We start from the raw sequence: 16,071 nt of genomic DNA on the forward strand, positions 1-16,071 counted from the left end.
CAAAAACCAAATCGGACAATCCAAGGGAGGAAACACCGATGAAATATAAACTGGGAACACTGGCCGTTGCAGGCCTGATGGCCGCAAGCCCCGTGATGGCAGACCTTGTCTTTCCATCGCTGAGCTACCGCACCGGGCCATATGCGGCAGGGGGCATCCCCTTCGCTGACGGCTATGCCGATTACTTTACCCTTCTGAACGAGCGTGACGGCGGCATCGGCGGCGAAACCATCCGGGTGCCGGAGTGCGAGACCGCCTACAACACCGAGAAGGGCGTGGAATGCTACGAATCCACTAAGGGCGAAGGCGCGTTGGTCTATCAGCCGCTGTCGACCGGCATCACCTACCAGCTGATTCCCAAGGTCACCGCCGATGACATTCCGATGCTGACATCGGGTCTGGGCCGCACCTCGGCCAAGAACGGCAACACTTTCAGCCACGTCTTCAACTTCCCGGCTAACTACTGGGACGGCGCTTCGGTTGCGATCAAGCACATCATGGAGCAGGAAGGCGGTGACCTGAGCGGCAAGAAGATCGCGTTGGTTTACCACAACTCCGCCTATGGCAAGGAGCCGATCCGCACCCTGCAAGAGCTGAGCAAAAAGCACGGTTTTGAACTGAATGAAGTGCCGGTCGATCACCCCGGTCAGGAGCAGAAATCGCAGTGGCTGCAAATCCGCCGTGACAAGCCTGACTATGTCATTATGTACGGCTGGGGCGTGATGAACCAAGTTGCGGTTCAAGAAGCCGCCAACATCCGCTTCCCAATGGACAAGTTCATTGGCATCTGGTGGTCCGGCTCGGAAAACGACGTTCTGTCTGCTGGTGCCAAGGCTGATGGCTACAAAGCGCTGACCTTCCACAACGTTGGCTCCGATTACCCGCTTTATGACGATCTGCAGAAATACGTCGTCGATGCGGGCAAAGCAGCCGGTGCAGGCGATCAGGTCGGTTCGGTGCTCTACAACCGTGGCGTCTATGCAGCCATGCTGGTGTCTGAGGCCGCCCGGACGGCGCAGGAAATCCACGGTGTGACCGACATCACCGGCGGGCAGATGCGCGACGGGATGGAGCAGCTTGAGATCACCGAAGAGAAAATGGCGGCCCTCGGTCTGCCGGACTTCGGCCCCGAGTTCTCGGTCTCTTGCGAGAACCACGGCGGTGAGGGCTTTGTCGCCGTGACCCAGTGGGATGCGGAAGCTAAGGAGTGGAACCTCGTGTCTGACTTCATGCAGTCGGATCAGGACGTGATCCAGCCGCTGATCGACGAAGACTCCTCGGCCTACGCAACCGAGAACGCCATCGAAGGCAACTGCAAGTAAACCACGCTCCCGGCCACTCCGAACAGGGTGGCCGGGGACTTCCAAGCCTTAAGAGAGGTCATTCCCATGCTGGATGCTGCCAATACCACTGACGTCGCAGTCGAAAACCTGCTTGAGGTCAACAATATCGAGGTGATCTACAATCACGTCATCCTCGTGCTGAAGGGCGTCAGCCTGAACGTGCCCAAGGGCGGCATCACCGCGTTGCTGGGCGGCAACGGCGCCGGCAAGACGACGACGCTCAAGGCGATCTCGGGGCTTCTCGCATCGGAGCGCGGCGAGGTCACCAAGGGCTCGATCAAGTACCGCAATACCCCGATCCAGCATCAGGACCCTGCCGAGACCGTCAAGAAAGGCGTCGTGCAGGTCATGGAAGGCCGGCACTGTTTTGAGCACCTGACCATCGAGGAAAACCTGCTGACCGGTGCCTATACCCGAACTGACGGCAATGCCGCGATCCAGCGTGATCTTGAGATGGTCTATGATTATTTCCCCCGCCTGAAGGAGCGCCGCCGTTCGCAGGCTGGCTATACCTCGGGTGGCGAGCAGCAGATGTGCGCCATTGGCCGCGCGCTGATGTCCCGACCCGAGACGATCCTCTTGGATGAGCCCTCGATGGGTCTGGCCCCACAGTTGGTTGAGCAGATTTTCGAGATTGTGAAGTCGGTGAACGAAAAAGAAGGCGTGACCTTCCTTCTGGCCGAGCAAAACACCAACGTCGCGCTGCGCTTTGCTCATTACGGCTACATCCTTGAATCCGGCCGCGTCGTGATGGACGGCCCCGCCAAGGATCTGCGCGAGAACCAAGATGTGAAAGAATTCTACCTTGGCATGTCCGACGAAGGCCGCAAGAGCTTCCGCGATGTGCGCAGCTACCGCCGCCGCAAACGCTGGCTCAGCTAAGCCGGCCAAAGACCGAAACCAACGTGACAACAGACGCGGGCCTATGCCCTCTCTAGTGATGCCATAGCAGGAAAGTGACAGGGATGCTGACCAAGCCCCATTTCGACGATCTGGAAACCCGCAGCGCTGACCAGCGTGCCGCCGATCTGGCGAAGGCTTTGCCGCGCCAGATCGCCCGCGCTCAGGCGTTGCCGGGCTATGGCGATGCGCTAAAGGGTGTGGATGCGACACAGATCACCTCTGCCGAGGCGCTGGCCGAGCTTCCGGTGCTGCGCAAATCTGAACTGGGCAAGGCGCAGGCGGGTCAGGCACCCTTTGGCGGCTTTACCACCAAGCCGGTGCATGAGTTTTCTCACGTCTTCCAGTCCCCCGGCCCGATTTATGAGCCGTCAAGCAACGATCCCGATTGGTGGCGCATGGGACGGTTCCTGCACGCGGCGGGCATCGGTGCGGGGGACATCGTGCACAACTGCTTTGGCTATCACCTGACCCCAGCTGGCATGATTTTTGAATCAGGCGCGCGGGCCGTTGGCGCGACTGTGCTGCCTGCGGGCACCGGACAGACGGAGCTTCAGGTCACCGCAGCGCGGGATGTTGGCTCGACCGCCTATGCTGGCACGCCGGATTACCTAAAGGTGATTCTCGAAAAAGCCGATGCCATGGGGGTCGAGTTGAAGATCACCAAGGCTGCGGTGGGCGGCGGGGCGCTGTTCCCCAGTCTGCGGGCCTTCTATCAAGAGCGCGGCATCACCTGTCTGCAGTCCTATGCCACTGCCGATCTGGGCAATATCGCCTATGAAAGCCCCGCGATGGAGGGGCTGATCGTGGACGAGCAGGTCATCGTCGAAATCGTCACCCCCGGCACCGGCATTCCGGTTGCGCCGGGCGAGGTGGGTGAGGTTGTCGTTACAACGCTTAACCCCGACTACCCGCTGATCCGTTTCGCGACTGGTGATCTGAGCGCCGTGCTTGAAGGTGAAAGCCCCTGTGGCCGTACCAACATGCGCATCAAGGGCTGGATGGGCCGCGCCGATCAAACCACTAAGATCAAAGGTATGTTTGTCCGCCCCGAGCAGGTCGCGGCATTGGTCGCCCAACATGCGGAGATCGAAAAGGCCCGTGTTATTGCCAGCCGTGAGGGTGAGGCGGATGTGATGACGGTGCAAATCGAAACCACCGGGGCGGACAAGGACGGCTATGCGCAGTCCGTGGCAGACCTCCTCAAGCTCAAAGGTAAGGTCGAACTGGTTGCCCCCGGCAGTCTGCCGCGCGACGGGTTGGTGATTGAGGATCAGCGCAGCTACGACTAGGGGCGTTTTCGCGGGCTCTGGCATTTCCGAGTGAAATGGTCGAAATAGGGCGTATGACGCCAAACGCCGCCCCCTCCGCCACGCCACAACTCACCCGCGCCCGCGACGGGCTGCGCGCGCTTTCCGGCGCGGCGCTGGCCGTTGCTGCATTCTGTGCGCTGCCGATGCTCGCCGTGCTGATCGCTGCACTCAGCGGCGGGACGGAGACGGTGCAGCATTTGATTGATACCGTTTTGGGCCGCTATACGGTCACGACGCTGTTGCTGGTGCTCTTGGTTTCGATCGGCACGTTCTCCATTGGGGTCGGTGCAGCTTGGCTGGTGACGATGACCCGATTCCCCGGCGCGAAGGTTTTGGAGATCGCGCTGGTACTGCCGCTGGCCTTTCCTGCCTATGTGCTGGCCTATGCCTATACCCATGTGCTGGACCATCCCGGGGTGGTGCAGGCCACGCTGCGGGACGTCACCGGATGGGAGCCGCGCGATTATTGGTTCCCAGAAATCCGATCCCTTGGCGGTGCGGCAGCGATGCTGGTGCTGGTGCTTTACCCCTACGTTTACCTGCTCGCCCGTGCTGCGTTCTTACAGCAGAGCGGGACGACATTTCTGGCTGCCCGCGCGCTTGGTGCCAGCGCATGGGCAGCGTTCTTCAAGGTTAGCCTGCCGCTGGCACGTCCTGCCATTGCGGGGGGCGTATTGTTGGCGGTGATGGAGACCATCGCGGATTTCGGCACCGTTGCGTACTTCGGCGTGCAGACCTTTGCGACGGGCATCTACACCAGTTGGTTTTCCATGTTCGACCGTGCGGCGGCAGCGCAGCTTGCGCTTTGTTTGCTGAGCTTCGCGCTGCTGCTGGCGATGCTAGAGCGTGCACAGCGTGGGAAGGCGAAATACCATGATCCGGCGCGGCGCACTCAGTCAGCCCCGCCTTCGGAATTGAAGGGTGTGCACGCGGCTGCGGCGATCGTGCTTTGTGGCGTGCCGGTCCTATTCGGGGCGGTCTTGCCGGTGGTGATCCTCGTGACCATGGGTTTGGAGTCTGAGCAAAACCTGTTTAGCCCGCGCTATCTGGGGTTCATGCGCAACTCTGTAACATTGGCCGGCATTGCTGCCGTGTTGACTGTGCTGGCGGCAATCAGCGTGGGGTTCTTTCGGCGGCTGCGGCCCGGACGGCTGTCCCAAAGTGCGGCTTATGTGGCGCGTTTGGGCTATGCGGTGCCGGGCGGGGTGATCGCGGTGGGGCTGCTGGTGCCCTTCGCGGCCTTTGACAATGCACTGGATGCTTGGATGCGCGCGACTTTCGACATCTCCACGGGGCTCTTGATCACCGGGTCGATCTGGCTCTTGGTGCTGGCCTATTTGGTGCGCTTCCTTGCGGCGGCGCTTGGCGCATATGAAGGCGGGCAGGCGATGGTCCATGCCAATATGGACGCCGCGGCGCGATCGCTGGGGCAGACGCCATTGGGCACGCTGCGCCGAGTGCATCTGCCAATCCTTGCACCGAGCCTGCTGACCGCGCTGCTGATCGTCTTTGTCGATGTGATGAAAGAACTGCCCGCGACGCTGATCATGCGGCCGTTTAACTATGACACGCTGGCGGTGCAGGCGTATCGTCTGGCGAGTGATGAGCGGTTGAACGGGGCAGCGGTGCCGAGTTTGGTTATCGTAGCGATGGGATTGCTGCCGGTGATCCTGATCTGCCGGCAGGTGGGGCGGCAGCGGTAGGAACCGAGGGCCATCGCCTGCCCGCTGGGACGGGCAGGCGATGGCCCGGCGCCTGCGGCTTGATTCCGGCCCGGGGTGCGCCGGGCGGGGCGTTTGAAGAAGAGGTCAGCGCAAAAAAAAAGGCGGGCCTGAAAGCCCGCCTCCTGCTCGAATATCGTGCTGATTATTCCCAGCCAACCGTGTCGAAGATTTTCTGCGCAGTGCCGATGTTCTCGGCCACGTCCGACAGGTTCACGTCATCGGCTTTGAACTCACCCAGTTGCTTCACGCTATCGGCCAGCTCCACGCCTTCCACGGTCGGGAATTCGTCGTTGCCCGCCGAAAAGTAGACCTGCGCCTGATCCGAGGCGAGATACTCAAGGAACTTCACAGCGTTCTCGCGGTTCGGCGCGTTCTTGGCCACGCCACCGCCGGAGAGGTTCATATGCGCGCCGTTGCCCTCTTGGTCCGGCCAGACCAGGCCGATCTTACCGATATCTGCGCTCACGCCGTCCACGTCGGTGCGGATCGCGCGGGCGAAATAGTAGCTGTTGGACACGGCGATGTCGCACTCTCCCGAGACGATACCGCGCAGCTGGTCGGTGTCGCCGCCCTGTGGTGCGCGCGCCATGTTGTCGACCACGCCCTGCGCCCATTCGGTTGCGGCTTCTTCGCCCTCGTGGGTGACGATGGAGGCCAGTAGCGTCTGGTTATAGGTGTTGGTGGAGGACCGGATGCAGACCTGACCTTTGTAGGCCGGATCGGCAAGATCCATGTAGGTCGCGGGCGGGTTGTCCAGCGTTTCCTTGTTGTAGAAGATGATCCGCGCGCGCTGCGACAGACCGAACCACTGATTGTCGTCGTCTTGCAGGTTGCCGGGGATGCGCTCTTCGAGCGTGTCACTCTCAATGGATTGCAACAGTCCCATGTCCTTGGCGCGCTTGAGGCGGCTGGTGTCGACGGTCAGCAGCACATCGGCGGGGGAGTTCGCGCCTTCGGCTTCCATACGGGCCAGCAGTTCGTCAGCCTTGCCTTCGATGCGGTTGATGGTGATGCCGGTCGCTTCGGTGAAGTCAGTGTAGAGCCGCTCATCGGTGTCATAGTGACGCGAGGAGTAGAGGTTCAGCTCGCCATCGGCCAGCGCGGGAAGGGCCAGCGACATCAGCGCGGCGGCGGCAGTCGATGTTTTGCAGAAGGTCATATCAGGGTCCTGTTTCATTTGGGATAACTTGACTGAAACAGTAAGAAACAGATTTTAAACGCCACTGCAACCAATTCCGAGGGAATTTGTCGGAAAGCCGCCGGCCTGTTGTGGCCGACGGCAGCGCAGTCAGTCTTTGCTGCCAATTATGTCTTGGGTCTTGGTGTCGAAATCGCTGGCGTCGTGGCGCTCGTGCAGCTGCAGGGACAGGTCATCGCCAAAGGCGCGGTTGACCATACGGCCACGTTTCACGGCAGGGCGGGCATCAATCGCTTCGGCCCATCGCATCACGTTTTTATAGGAGGTCACGTCAAGAAACTCCGCCGCAGAATAGAGCCGTCCGAGCACCAATTGCCCATACCAGCTCCAGATCGCCATATCCGCGATGGAGTATTCATCGGCGAAATACTCATGCTCGGCCAAATGCTTGTCCATTACGTCAAGCTGTCGCTTGGTCTCCATCGCGAAGCGGTTGATGGGGTACTCATACTTCTCAGGCGCGTAGGCATAGAAATGACCAAAGCCACCGCCAAGGTAAGGCGCGCTGCCCATCTGCCAGAAGAGCCACGACAGCGCTTCGGTGCGGCGCACAGGGTCTTTGGGGAGGAAGGCACCGAATTTTTCGGCCAGATAAAGCAGGATCGCCCCCGATTCGAAGACCCGCTGCTGTGTGTCACCAGAGCGGTCCATCAAAGCGGGGATTTTGGAGTTGGGGTTCACCTCAACAAAGCCGGAGCCGAATTGATCACCCTCAGAGATATCGACGAGCCAAGCGTCGTATTCCGCCGCCTTATGGCCGGCCTCCAGCAGTTCTTCGAACATCACCGTGACTTTCACCCCATTCGGCGTGGCCAGCGAATACAGCTGAAACGGATGCTCGCCCACGGGCAGGTCTTTGTCATGGGTCGCACCGGCGATGGGCCGGTTGGTGCTGGCAAATTTGCCGCCGCTCTCCGATTCCCATTTCCAAACTTTAGGGGGCGTATATTCGGGCGTATCCGACATGTTGATATTCCTTGTTATTCGGGTCTGCTTTGTAGGTGGGGCTTTGCGCAGCGCTTGCAAGCGCTGTGCCGCAACGAAAAAGGCCGCCCCAAGAAGGAGCGGCCTTAAAAATCGAATTGCTGCAAGTCTCAGCCCTGACGGGCTTTGAACCGGCGCTGCGTTTTGTTGATGACGTAAACGCGGCCTTTGCGACGCACAACACGGCAATCGCGATGCCGATTCTTGAGCGAGCGGAGCGAATTGCGAACCTTCATAGGTGGTCTCCTCATGTCGTGGCGCGGGCCAGCGCCTGGGTTGCGGGCAACCCGCCAAGGCGGGTCGATGAATAAATGGTGGGCGATACTGGGATCGAACCAGTGACCCCTTCGATGTCAACGAAGTGCTCTACCGCTGAGCTAATCACCCACTTAACGACGTTTCATAATCGGCCCCAAACAAAAATGGGGCGCGAAATTTCGCGCCGTTTGGGTGCTATAAAAGGAGTCGGCAGGAGGATCAAGGGCTTTTGACGCGGAATAAACACGCTATGTTCGACGCAGAGGGATTTATTATGCCTATGACCGCCTACGAAGTACTGCATCCTGACCGCAACCGCTCTTGTGTGGTCTTTGCGTCGCCCCATTCAGGGCGCGATTATGCAGCGTCTTTTCTGCGGCGGTCGGTTTTGGATGAACATGCGATCCGCTCTTCTGAGGATGCCTTTGTCGATCTATTGTTCAATTGTGCCCCGCTTCATGGGGCATCCTTTATCAGGGCAGGCGCTCCGCGGGCCTATATCGATCTCAACCGCGCGCCGGAGGAGTTGGACCCATCCGTCATCGAAGGAATACCGCGACAGGGGCATAATCCGCGCGTGGCTTCCGGACTGGGGGTAATCCCTCGCGTGGTGGCCAATGGCCGTGCGATCTACCGTGGCAAGCTGTCCCTAGAAGAGGCGCAGTTGCGAATCGACAGCTACTGGCGGCCTTACCATGCAAAATTACAGGAATTGCTGACCCGGGCGCATCGCCGTTTTGGGCAGGCGGTGCTGGTTGATTGCCACTCCATGCCGCATGAGGCCATGGACGGCGTGGCGCGTGGCGGCATGCGGCGGCCCGATGTGGTGCTGGGCGACCGCTTTGGCGCGGCGGCGGGCGGAGACGTGGTCGACCGAATCGAAGCGGCCTTTGTCGATGCCGGTTTCGTAGTGACACGCAATTCGCCCTTTGCCGGTGCCTATATCACCCAAGCCTATGGCCGCCCCTCACGTGGGCAACATGCGGTGCAGGTTGAGATCGACCGCGCGCTTTACATGAACGAGCGTCTGATTCGCCCGAATGGCGCTTTCGAGGCGGTGCAGGCGGCGCTGCAACGTGTTGTCGCCGAAGTGGCACAGATCGGGCAGGAACGTCTTCCGCTCGCGGCGGAGTAACGTCAGCGCAGGGCGCGGCCCTTCACGATCGCCTTCTCTCCAAAGCGGCTGCGGATACTATCGGCCGCGCGTTCGGCACGGCCACGCTGTGCGGCACCGGGGTCAAGCAAATCACCTGCCATATCTGCGCCTTCTGCACCCGAAAGGTCCGACAGCCCCACGCCAATAAGCCGGTAGGAGGTTTTGTGGTCGACCTGATCGAAAAGGGCGCGGGCGGTGCGATAGATGCGGTCGGCCAGTTGCGTCGGGTCGTGCAGCGACAGGCGGCGGGACAGCAAAGAGTGATCGGCACGTTTGAGCTTTAGGGTCACCACCCGGCCTGCAATCTCTTTCGCCTTTGCCCGGTCCGCGACCTTTTCCGCCAAGCGCCAGATGTGGCCGTCGAGAATCTCCGCATCGCCGGTATCGTCAAAGAATGTCGTCTCATTGCTGATCGATTTTACCGGACGGTGCCTTGACACGCGCCGCTTGTCTTGGCCGCGTGCAAGGTGCCACAGCCGGTCGCCCATACTGCCGAAGCGGGCAATGAGGTCGGTCTGCTCCCACCGCAACAGATCGGAGAAGCTGCGGATGCCTGCTTTTTCCAACGAGGTTTGTGTGGCCGCCCCAACGCCCCAGATCATACCGACAGGTTTGTCGCGCAGAAAAGCAGCAGTTTCCCCCGCGCCAATCACCGAAAAACCATGTGGTTTGTCGAGGTCCGACGCAACCTTGGCCAAGAACTTGTTATGGCTAAGCCCGATGGAGCCAGTCAGTCCCAATTCCAGCTTCATCCGTCGCACCAGACGCGCCAGCATGACAGCAGGGGGCTGGCCGTGCAGCCGCGCGGTGCCGGTCATGTCGAGGAAGGCTTCATCAAGGGACAGAGGTTCAATTGCCGGGGTCATCTCTTCCATCATCGCGCGGATCGCGCGGGAGGCTTCGACATAGGCCTCCATCCGCGGTTTGATGATCACCGCCTCGGGGCAAAGCTTGAGCGCCTGAAACATCGGCATGGCAGAGCGCACACCCCGGATCCGCGCCACATAGCAAGCAGTCGACACGACCCCGCGCCGCCCGCCGCCGATGATAACCGGTTTGCCCGCGAGTTCAGGATTGTCGCGTTTCTCGACCGAGGCATAGAAGGCGTCGCAATCCATATGGGCGATCGACAGGTCGAACAGTTCCGGGTGCGACAGCACGCGCGGGCTGCCACAACGTGGACAGCGTCGTGCAGGCACGATTTCATTCAGACAGTCGCGACAGAGGGTAGCCATGGGTACACCGAGAGGGCAGGGTTCGGGCGACGATTCTAACTAGATCTCGAGGGTTTGAACATGGGCTTTGATGGTGCCAAGCTAGCGCTCTACCTCGGAGAGAAGCTGGCCGTGATCCTGCGCGATGATACGCCGGGACTTTTGTTCGCAGATCATTGGGATTTACCCGGCGGCGGCCGCGAAGGGGCAGAGACCCCGCTGGCCTGCGCGCTGCGCGAATGCCACGAAGAATTGGGCATCAGGGTGCCAGAAGAAGCCGTTGTCTGGCAGGGCAGCTTCGATGAGGCGGGTCGGACCAAATGGTTCTTTGTCGCGCGGATGCCTGCGCAAGCGGAGGCTGAAATCGTTTTTGGTGACGAGGGACAGCGTTGGCGTTTGATGGATGAGGACGAGTTCCTGACCCATCCGCGCGCCGTGCCAGCATTTCAGGATCGACTGCGGGTCTATTTGACACAGACCGCGACGGAGAACGCTCAAATCGTGCAGAGAAAATAAAGGCCCCCCGCCTGCGTCAGCGGGGGGAGGTGACGAACATCAGGAAGAACCAGTTCGTCGGGGAGTATCACCTGAGTTCAACATAACATGTTACGCAGTTTCTGCCTAACAATGATCGTCTTAACCTTGGCGCATCCTGGCGGTCTGTGGTCGATTTGCTACAGACAGAAGAAAGCGCATTGTTAATGCTTGGAAATTTCCATGAGCACTGCGCGGGCGGCGGAAGCCGGGTCTTCGGATTGCCAAATCGGGCGGCCTACCACGATGTGATCGGCCCCATCCACAATCGCCTGACCGGGGGTGGCGACGCGCTTTTGGTCGCCTAGGGCGGCACCTTGGGGGCGCACGCCGGGGGTGACAATGAGCTTGCCAACCGCTTCGGGGAGGGCGCGGATCGCGGCGGCTTCTTGTGGGGAAGCGATGACGCCATCCGCCCCCGCATCCAGCGCGCGGCCTGCGCGGGTCAGCACCAGATCGCCCAGATCGCCCGGTTGGATCAGTGCGGCGTCAAGATCGGCGCGGTCAAGTGAGGTCAGGATCGTGACGGCGAGGATCTTCATATCGGTGCCGGCGGCCCCTTGCTTGGCCGCTGCCACCACATGCGGGTCGCCGTGGACAGTCAGGAAATCCAGATCGAACTGCGCAAGGCCACGCACCGCCGCCTCAACGGTCGCGCCAATGTCGAAAAGCTTCATATCGAGGAAGATGCGCTTGCCATGTTCCTGTTTGAGCTCGTTGGCCAGCGCCAACCCACCACCCGTCAGCATGCCAAGGCCGATTTTATAAAAGCCCACGGCATCGCCAAGGGTCTGGGCCAGTTCGAGCCCCGCGACCGCATGGGGAACATCAAGGGCGACAATCAGACGGTCATCAGACATGCGAGGGCTCCTGCCAATTTTCAAACGGCTTTGACCTACGCCGCGGGGCGGGGCAAGTCCATCTTTCATGAGGGTAGCAGGCAAAAAAGAGGCCCGAACACCGCATCGCGGGTCCGGGCCAAGTGTTCAGAGACTTAGCAGGCAGGCACTGGTCTCTGGTATGCGGATCGCCAACTCGGGACAGATGAGGTGGCGGCAGGTCCGCGGGCAGCCGCGCGGCAGGCAGGAGCCGCGCGGAAGAGGGTTAGGCCGCGTCGCGACCGGAAAGGTGCATGACCTCTTCCAGCCAGCGTAGCGGATCGAAGCTGCGGCGTCCCGCCCGCTGGGCGGGCACGTGGCGCAGGACTTCGGAATTCAATCCACGCTTCTGTGCGTGGCGGCGCAGCGCTTGACGGGACAGCCCGTCAGCGGCGTCGCGGTATGACATGGTGATTGGAGCATCGATGGCGCAAGCGTAGCGGCGCAGCTGCTCCCCGTCTTGGACGGTGACCAGCGCTTCGAAACACTGAGTGGCCGCGTTGTAGATGACATCGGTCAACTGGATAGGGCGCGTCTGCATCGTTTCACCTCTTGCGTTCATTTGAACCCGGCAGGCTTTGTCGTCCTGCTCTCGTCTGATTGATAAACGCAGGACGAAGCCAAATGGTTTCATTATGGTGACAGCTTCTGTGGATAAAGGTTAAGGATCTATGTATATCAATGGCATAGCGCGGTAATTTTTGATGTAAAATTGCCGCATTTCTGCCTTATTGGTTCGATGACACATGTGAGCCGTCCTTTTATCGACGCCATTTTGCGACATACTGGTCTTGAACCGGCGGCCCCGCTTCCCAAATTGATACCGAGGCTCAGACCGCTGCGTGCCACTGATCGGGCGCAGCATTTTAGGGCGCTTGTAGAAAAGGAGAGACCCATGGACTTAAGCAAGTTCACGGAAAGATCGCGCGGCTTTATTCAAGCGGCGCAGACCATTGCAACACGGGAAAGCCATCAGAGGCTGGCTCCTGAACATGTACTCAAAGCACTGCTGGACGACGACCAGGGGCTCGCGCGCAATCTGATTGCTGCGTCGGGCGGTGATGGCGCACGTGTGATGCAGGCGCTGGAATTGGCGCTTGGCAAGGTTCCAAAAGTCACCGGCGACGCAGGGCAAGTCTATCTAGACGGCACCACGGCCAAGGTCTTGGCTGAGGCCGAGGCCATGGCGAAGAAGGCGGGCGACAGCTTCGTCACTGTTGAACGTATTCTGACGGCGCTCTGCTTGGTGAAATCCGGCGCGAAAACTGCATTGGAAGCTGGCAAGGTAACGGCCCAAGGGCTGAACGCAGCCATTAATGACGTGCGCAAGGGCCGCAAAGCCGACAGCGCTACGGCGGAAGAGGGCTATGACGCGCTGAAGAAATACAGCCTTGATCTGACGGAACGGGCTGAGGAGGGTAAGATTGACCCGATCATTGGCCGCGACGAGGAAATCCGCCGCACCATGCAGGTGCTGAGCCGTAGGACCAAGAACAACCCGGTGCTGATCGGTGAGCCGGGCGTTGGTAAAACTGCCATCGCCGAAGGCCTGGCCTTGCGGATCGTGCATGGCGACGTGCCCGAGAGCCTGCGCAACAAACGTCTGCTGGCGCTCGACATGGGCGCGCTGATTGCTGGCGCAAAGTATCGTGGTGAGTTCGAGGAACGTTTGAAAGCGGTTCTGACCGAGGTCACGGAAGCGGCGGGTGAGGTGATCCTGTTCATCGACGAGATGCACACGTTGGTCGGTGCCGGTAAGGCCGATGGCGCGATGGATGCGTCGAACCTGCTGAAACCTGCACTGGCGCGGGGTGAGTTGCACTGTGTGGGTGCCACGACCCTCGACGAGTATCGCAAATATGTCGAAAAGGACGCGGCGCTTGCGCGGCGGTTCCAGCCGGTGATGGTTCAGGAGCCGACGGTCGAAGACACCGTCTCGATCCTGCGCGGTATTAAAGAGAAGTATGAGTTGCACCACGGTGTGCGCATCTCTGACACCGCGCTGGTGGCGGCGGCGACGCTCAGCCATCGCTATATCACCGACCGTTTCCTGCCCGACAAGGCGATCGACCTGATGGATGAGGCCGCCAGCCGTCTGCGCATGGAAGTCGACAGCAAGCCCGAAGAGCTGGACGCGCTGGACCGTCAGATCCTGCAACTTCAGATCGAGGCCGAAGCGCTGAAGAAAGAAGATGATACCGCGTCCAAGGATCGGCTGGAGGCTTTGCAAAAAGATCTCAGCGATCTGCAGGACCGCAGCGCTGAGATGACAGCGCAGTGGCAGGCCGAGCGTGACAAGCTGGCTGGTGCGCGCGACATCAAGGAGAAGCTAGACCACGCGCGGGCCGAGCTCGACATCGCGAAACGCGAAGGCAACCTCGCGCGTGCGGGTGAGCTATCCTATGGCGTGATCCCGCAGTTGGAGCGCGACCTTGAGGCTGCCGAAGGCCGCGAGGACGACATGATGGTCGAAGAGGCCGTGCGCCCGGATCAGATTGCCAGCGTGGTGGAGCGTTGGACCGGTATCCCCGCGGGCAAGATGCTCGAAGGGGAGCGGGACAAGCTGCTACGGATGGAAGACCAGCTGCATGGCCGGGTGATTGGGCAGAGTGCCGCTGTGAAAGCCGTCGCCAATGCGGTGCGCCGTGCGCGTGCTGGGCTGAACGACGAGAATCGCCCGCTGGGCAGCTTCCTCTTCCTCGGGCCAACCGGTGTGGGTAAGACCGAACTGACCAAGGCCGTGGCCGAGTTCCTCTTTGACGACGACAGCGCCATGGTGCGCATCGACATGTCCGAGTTCATGGAGAAACACAGCGTCGCCCGTCTGATCGGCGCTCCTCCGGGCTATGTCGGTTATGACGAAGGCGGTGTGCTGACCGAAGCGGTGCGGCGCAGGCCCTATCAGGTCGTGCTCTTCGATGAGGTCGAAAAGGCGCATCCGGATGTGTTTAACGTGCTCTTGCAGGTGCTTGACGACGGTGTGCTGACCGATGGTCAGGGCCGCACGGTAGATTTTAAGCAAACGCTGATCGTGCTGACTTCCAACCTCGGAGCGCAGGCGCTCAGCCAATTGCCAGATGGCGGACACATGGCGCAGGCCAAACGTGACGTGATGGATGCGGTGCGGGCGCATTTCCGGCCCGAGTTCCTGAACCGTCTGGACGAGACGATCATCTTCGACCGTCTGGGCCGCAAGGACATGGACGGAATCGTCACGATCCAGATGGCGCGGCTCCTCAAGCGGCTGGCGGGGCGCAAGATCACGCTTGATCTGGATGACGCCGCCCGCAAATGGCTGGCGGACGAGGGCTATGATCCGGTGTTCGGGGCGCGGCCCTTGAAGCGGGTGATCCAGCGCGTCGTGCAGGATCCGCTGGCTGAGATGCTTTTGGCTGGCGATGTGAAGGACGGCGATACAGTCACCGTCCGCGCAGGGGCCGACGGGTTGATCATAGGCGATCAGGTAGCCGCATCAAACCGGCCCAAGCCGGATGACGCCACGGTGCATTGAGCGCAGAGACATGAAAAAGGCCGGGGTTTTCCCGGCCTTTTTTGCTTCGGTGAACGGCCGCGATGGCCGCCTCTACTCGCCAATCGCTTCCTTCACGATGTCATCCAGCAAGGTCTGCACCTCCTGCATCGCGCCTTCGGGGAAGGCGCGGTAGCCAATGGTCACCTCGTCACTCTCGGGCAGTTGCATGACGAAAATATCGTAGGGGCAAAAGCCGATGTTCATTACATCCGCCTCCATCACCTTGCGCGACAGCGCGGCAGAGCAAAAGCTAAAGACATCTGCCGCTTCAAACAGCACCACGTCAGAGCCGACATCCGCACGTGTTCGGTCCAGCATCTCACCCACATGGCTGACGTTCTCGGGGATCAGCCCTTGGTTCAGGATCGCATTCTCGATCCCAAAGGTCACATCGCCGAAACTCTGATCGGTGGTGTAGGTGACCATCTCGTCTGCCTGCGCGGCGTTGGCCCAGATCAGCCCGGCAGAAATAAGAAAACGGAACATCGCAGCACTCCTTTAATAACGGCGCCTAACATTCCGGTGTGCTGGCTGAAATCCGAGCGAAAGGATTTGGTGCCGCTCGCGGCGGGCGCTAACTTCTATTGAGTATAGTAGGGAGCGCTGAAATGGCCAATCGCTGGATCAATCGACTGACAGACCGAGACGTGACAGACGAGGCGCAGTACCTCAACCGGCGTCAGATCATGGGCGGTGCTGTAGCGGGGATTGGCCTTGCCGGTTTGGGGCAGGGGGCCGTGGCCCAAGAGGGGCTGACCCCGAATGCCTACGAAGACATCACCGAATACAACAACTATTACGAGTTCGGCACGGACAAAGGCGACCCTGCGAAATACGCCGCTGCGCTGACGACCGCCCCTTGGACGGTGACCATCGCAGGCATGGTCGACAAGCCCGGTGACTACGCTTTCGAGGACATCATGAAGGCGATGACCGTTGAAGAGCGCATCTACCGTTTGCGCTGTGTCGAGGCGTGGTCGATGGTGGTGCCGTGGAACGGGTTCGAATTGGCCGATCTGCTGAATATGGCGGGGGTG

Annotated in this window: 15 protein-coding genes and 1 tRNA gene (1 of these 16 cut by a window edge); 8 read left to right on the forward strand and 8 right to left on the reverse strand. The window is 60.5% G+C overall.

The genetic code is table 11. The features are described 5' to 3' along the window. Positions 1-38 precede the first annotated feature (38 nt). From K3759_RS02340 to K3759_RS02355, 4 genes are all read left to right on the forward strand, one after another. Positions 39-1,322 carry an ABC transporter substrate-binding protein gene (locus K3759_RS02340; protein WP_259984156.1) on the forward strand — a complete coding sequence of 428 codons (1,284 nt, stop codon included), beginning with the start codon at positions 39-41 and terminating at the stop codon, positions 1,320-1,322. A 66-nt stretch (positions 1,323-1,388) separates the two neighbouring features. Then, positions 1,389-2,225: an ABC transporter ATP-binding protein gene (locus K3759_RS02345; protein WP_259984158.1), complete on the forward strand. Its 837-nt coding sequence runs from the start codon at positions 1,389-1,391 to the stop codon at positions 2,223-2,225. An 83-nt stretch (positions 2,226-2,308) separates the two neighbouring features. After that, positions 2,309-3,535 (forward strand): phenylacetate--CoA ligase family protein, encoded by a 1,227-nt coding sequence (locus K3759_RS02350; protein WP_259984160.1) that lies wholly within the window; start codon positions 2,309-2,311, stop codon positions 3,533-3,535. A 53-nt stretch (positions 3,536-3,588) separates the two neighbouring features. Further along, positions 3,589-5,259 (forward strand): iron ABC transporter permease, encoded by a 1,671-nt coding sequence (locus tag K3759_RS02355; RefSeq protein ID WP_259984161.1) that lies wholly within the window; start codon positions 3,589-3,591, stop codon positions 5,257-5,259. Between the two features lie 163 nt (positions 5,260-5,422). Here the strand turns inward: K3759_RS02355 and K3759_RS02360 are convergent, their stop codons facing one another. The 4 genes from K3759_RS02360 to K3759_RS02375 form a co-directional block, all read right to left on the reverse strand. After that, the gene (locus K3759_RS02360; protein ID WP_259984163.1) at positions 5,423-6,439 is read right to left on the reverse strand and encodes a Fe(3+) ABC transporter substrate-binding protein; all 1,017 of its coding nucleotides are present in this window, start codon (positions 6,437-6,439) and stop codon (positions 5,423-5,425) included. Positions 6,440-6,568: 129 nt separating this feature from the next. Beyond that, entirely contained in the window at positions 6,569-7,444 is an 876-nt protein-coding gene (gene yghU, locus K3759_RS02365) for a glutathione-dependent disulfide-bond oxidoreductase (protein WP_259984165.1), read from the reverse strand. Between the two features lie 128 nt (positions 7,445-7,572). Beyond that, positions 7,573-7,698: a type B 50S ribosomal protein L36 gene (ykgO, locus tag K3759_RS02370; protein ID WP_005850168.1), complete on the reverse strand. Its 126-nt coding sequence runs from the start codon at positions 7,696-7,698 to the stop codon at positions 7,573-7,575. 76 nt (positions 7,699-7,774) lie between these two features. Further along, a tRNA-Val gene (locus K3759_RS02375) sits at positions 7,775-7,849 on the reverse strand. Between the two features lie 145 nt (positions 7,850-7,994). On the opposite strand from K3759_RS02375, the gene K3759_RS02380 reads away from it, so the two are divergent. Continuing rightward, positions 7,995-8,855, forward strand: a complete 861-nt coding sequence (locus K3759_RS02380; protein ID WP_259984167.1) for an N-formylglutamate amidohydrolase — start codon at positions 7,995-7,997, stop codon at positions 8,853-8,855. A 2-nt stretch (positions 8,856-8,857) separates the two neighbouring features. On the opposite strand, the gene K3759_RS02385 is transcribed toward K3759_RS02380, so the two are convergent. After that, positions 8,858-10,111, reverse strand: a complete 1,254-nt coding sequence (locus tag K3759_RS02385) for a DNA polymerase IV (RefSeq protein ID WP_259984168.1) — start codon at positions 10,109-10,111, stop codon at positions 8,858-8,860. A 60-nt stretch (positions 10,112-10,171) separates the two neighbouring features. Here K3759_RS02385 and K3759_RS02390 point away from each other — a divergent pair, with 60 nt between their 5' ends. Next, entirely contained in the window at positions 10,172-10,606 is a 435-nt protein-coding gene (locus K3759_RS02390) for an NUDIX hydrolase (protein ID WP_259984169.1), read from the forward strand. Positions 10,607-10,788: 182 nt separating this feature from the next. Here the strand turns inward: K3759_RS02390 and pyrF are convergent, their stop codons facing one another. Next, on the reverse strand, positions 10,789-11,484 hold the full coding sequence (gene pyrF / locus K3759_RS02395) for an orotidine-5'-phosphate decarboxylase (protein ID WP_259984171.1): 696 nt from the start codon (positions 11,482-11,484) through the stop codon (positions 10,789-10,791). Between the two features lie 244 nt (positions 11,485-11,728). Next, positions 11,729-12,043: an orotidine 5-phosphate decarboxylase gene (locus K3759_RS02400; RefSeq protein ID WP_259984172.1), complete on the reverse strand. Its 315-nt coding sequence runs from the start codon at positions 12,041-12,043 to the stop codon at positions 11,729-11,731. A 354-nt stretch (positions 12,044-12,397) separates the two neighbouring features. On the opposite strand from K3759_RS02400, the gene clpB reads away from it, so the two are divergent. Further along, a complete protein-coding gene (gene clpB / locus K3759_RS02405) occupies positions 12,398-15,013 on the forward strand; it encodes an ATP-dependent chaperone ClpB (protein WP_259984173.1) in 2,616 nt (871 codons plus the stop codon). Between the two features lie 72 nt (positions 15,014-15,085). Here the strand turns inward: clpB and K3759_RS02410 are convergent, their stop codons facing one another. Next, the gene (locus K3759_RS02410) at positions 15,086-15,520 is read right to left on the reverse strand and encodes a DUF302 domain-containing protein (protein ID WP_259984174.1); all 435 of its coding nucleotides are present in this window, start codon (positions 15,518-15,520) and stop codon (positions 15,086-15,088) included. Positions 15,521-15,642: 122 nt separating this feature from the next. Between K3759_RS02410 and msrP the strand changes: the two genes are divergently transcribed. Next, positions 15,643-16,071: the beginning of a protein-methionine-sulfoxide reductase catalytic subunit MsrP gene (msrP, locus tag K3759_RS02415; protein ID WP_259984175.1), read on the forward strand. It continues 477 nt past the right edge of the window; only the first 429 of its 906 coding nucleotides appear in the window; it begins with the start codon at positions 15,643-15,645; its stop codon lies beyond the right edge, outside the window.

Origin of the sequence: Sulfitobacter sp. W027, assembly GCF_025143985.1 — a bacterium.
Taxonomy (GTDB): Bacteria; Pseudomonadota; Alphaproteobacteria; order Rhodobacterales; family Rhodobacteraceae; genus Sulfitobacter.

Excerpts from the sequence above, each read along its gene's own strand:
- K3759_RS02340 (WP_259984156.1), top strand. The coding sequence starts at position 39 with ATGAAATATAAACTGGGAACACTGGCCGTTGCAGGCCTGATGGCCGCA.
- ykgO (WP_005850168.1), bottom strand. The coding sequence starts at position 7,698 with ATGAAGGTTCGCAATTCGCTCCGCTCGCTCAAGAATCGGCATCGCGAT.
- clpB (WP_259984173.1), top strand. The coding sequence starts at position 12,398 with ATGGACTTAAGCAAGTTCACGGAAAGATCGCGCGGCTTTATTCAAGCG.
- K3759_RS02355 (WP_259984161.1), top strand. The coding sequence starts at position 3,589 with ATGACGCCAAACGCCGCCCCCTCCGCCACGCCACAACTCACCCGCGCC.
- yghU (WP_259984165.1), bottom strand. The coding sequence starts at position 7,444 with ATGTCGGATACGCCCGAATATACGCCCCCTAAAGTTTGGAAATGGGAA.
- K3759_RS02385 (WP_259984168.1), bottom strand. The coding sequence starts at position 10,111 with ATGGCTACCCTCTGTCGCGACTGTCTGAATGAAATCGTGCCTGCACGA.
- K3759_RS02390 (WP_259984169.1), top strand. The coding sequence starts at position 10,172 with ATGGGCTTTGATGGTGCCAAGCTAGCGCTCTACCTCGGAGAGAAGCTG.
- pyrF (WP_259984171.1), bottom strand. The coding sequence starts at position 11,484 with ATGTCTGATGACCGTCTGATTGTCGCCCTTGATGTTCCCCATGCGGTC.
- K3759_RS02380 (WP_259984167.1), top strand. The coding sequence starts at position 7,995 with ATGCCTATGACCGCCTACGAAGTACTGCATCCTGACCGCAACCGCTCT.
- K3759_RS02410 (WP_259984174.1), bottom strand. The coding sequence starts at position 15,520 with ATGTTCCGTTTTCTTATTTCTGCCGGGCTGATCTGGGCCAACGCCGCG.
- K3759_RS02345 (WP_259984158.1), top strand. The coding sequence starts at position 1,389 with ATGCTGGATGCTGCCAATACCACTGACGTCGCAGTCGAAAACCTGCTT.
- K3759_RS02360 (WP_259984163.1), bottom strand. The coding sequence starts at position 6,439 with ATGACCTTCTGCAAAACATCGACTGCCGCCGCCGCGCTGATGTCGCTG.
- K3759_RS02350 (WP_259984160.1), top strand. The coding sequence starts at position 2,309 with ATGCTGACCAAGCCCCATTTCGACGATCTGGAAACCCGCAGCGCTGAC.
- K3759_RS02400 (WP_259984172.1), bottom strand. The coding sequence starts at position 12,043 with ATGCAGACGCGCCCTATCCAGTTGACCGATGTCATCTACAACGCGGCC.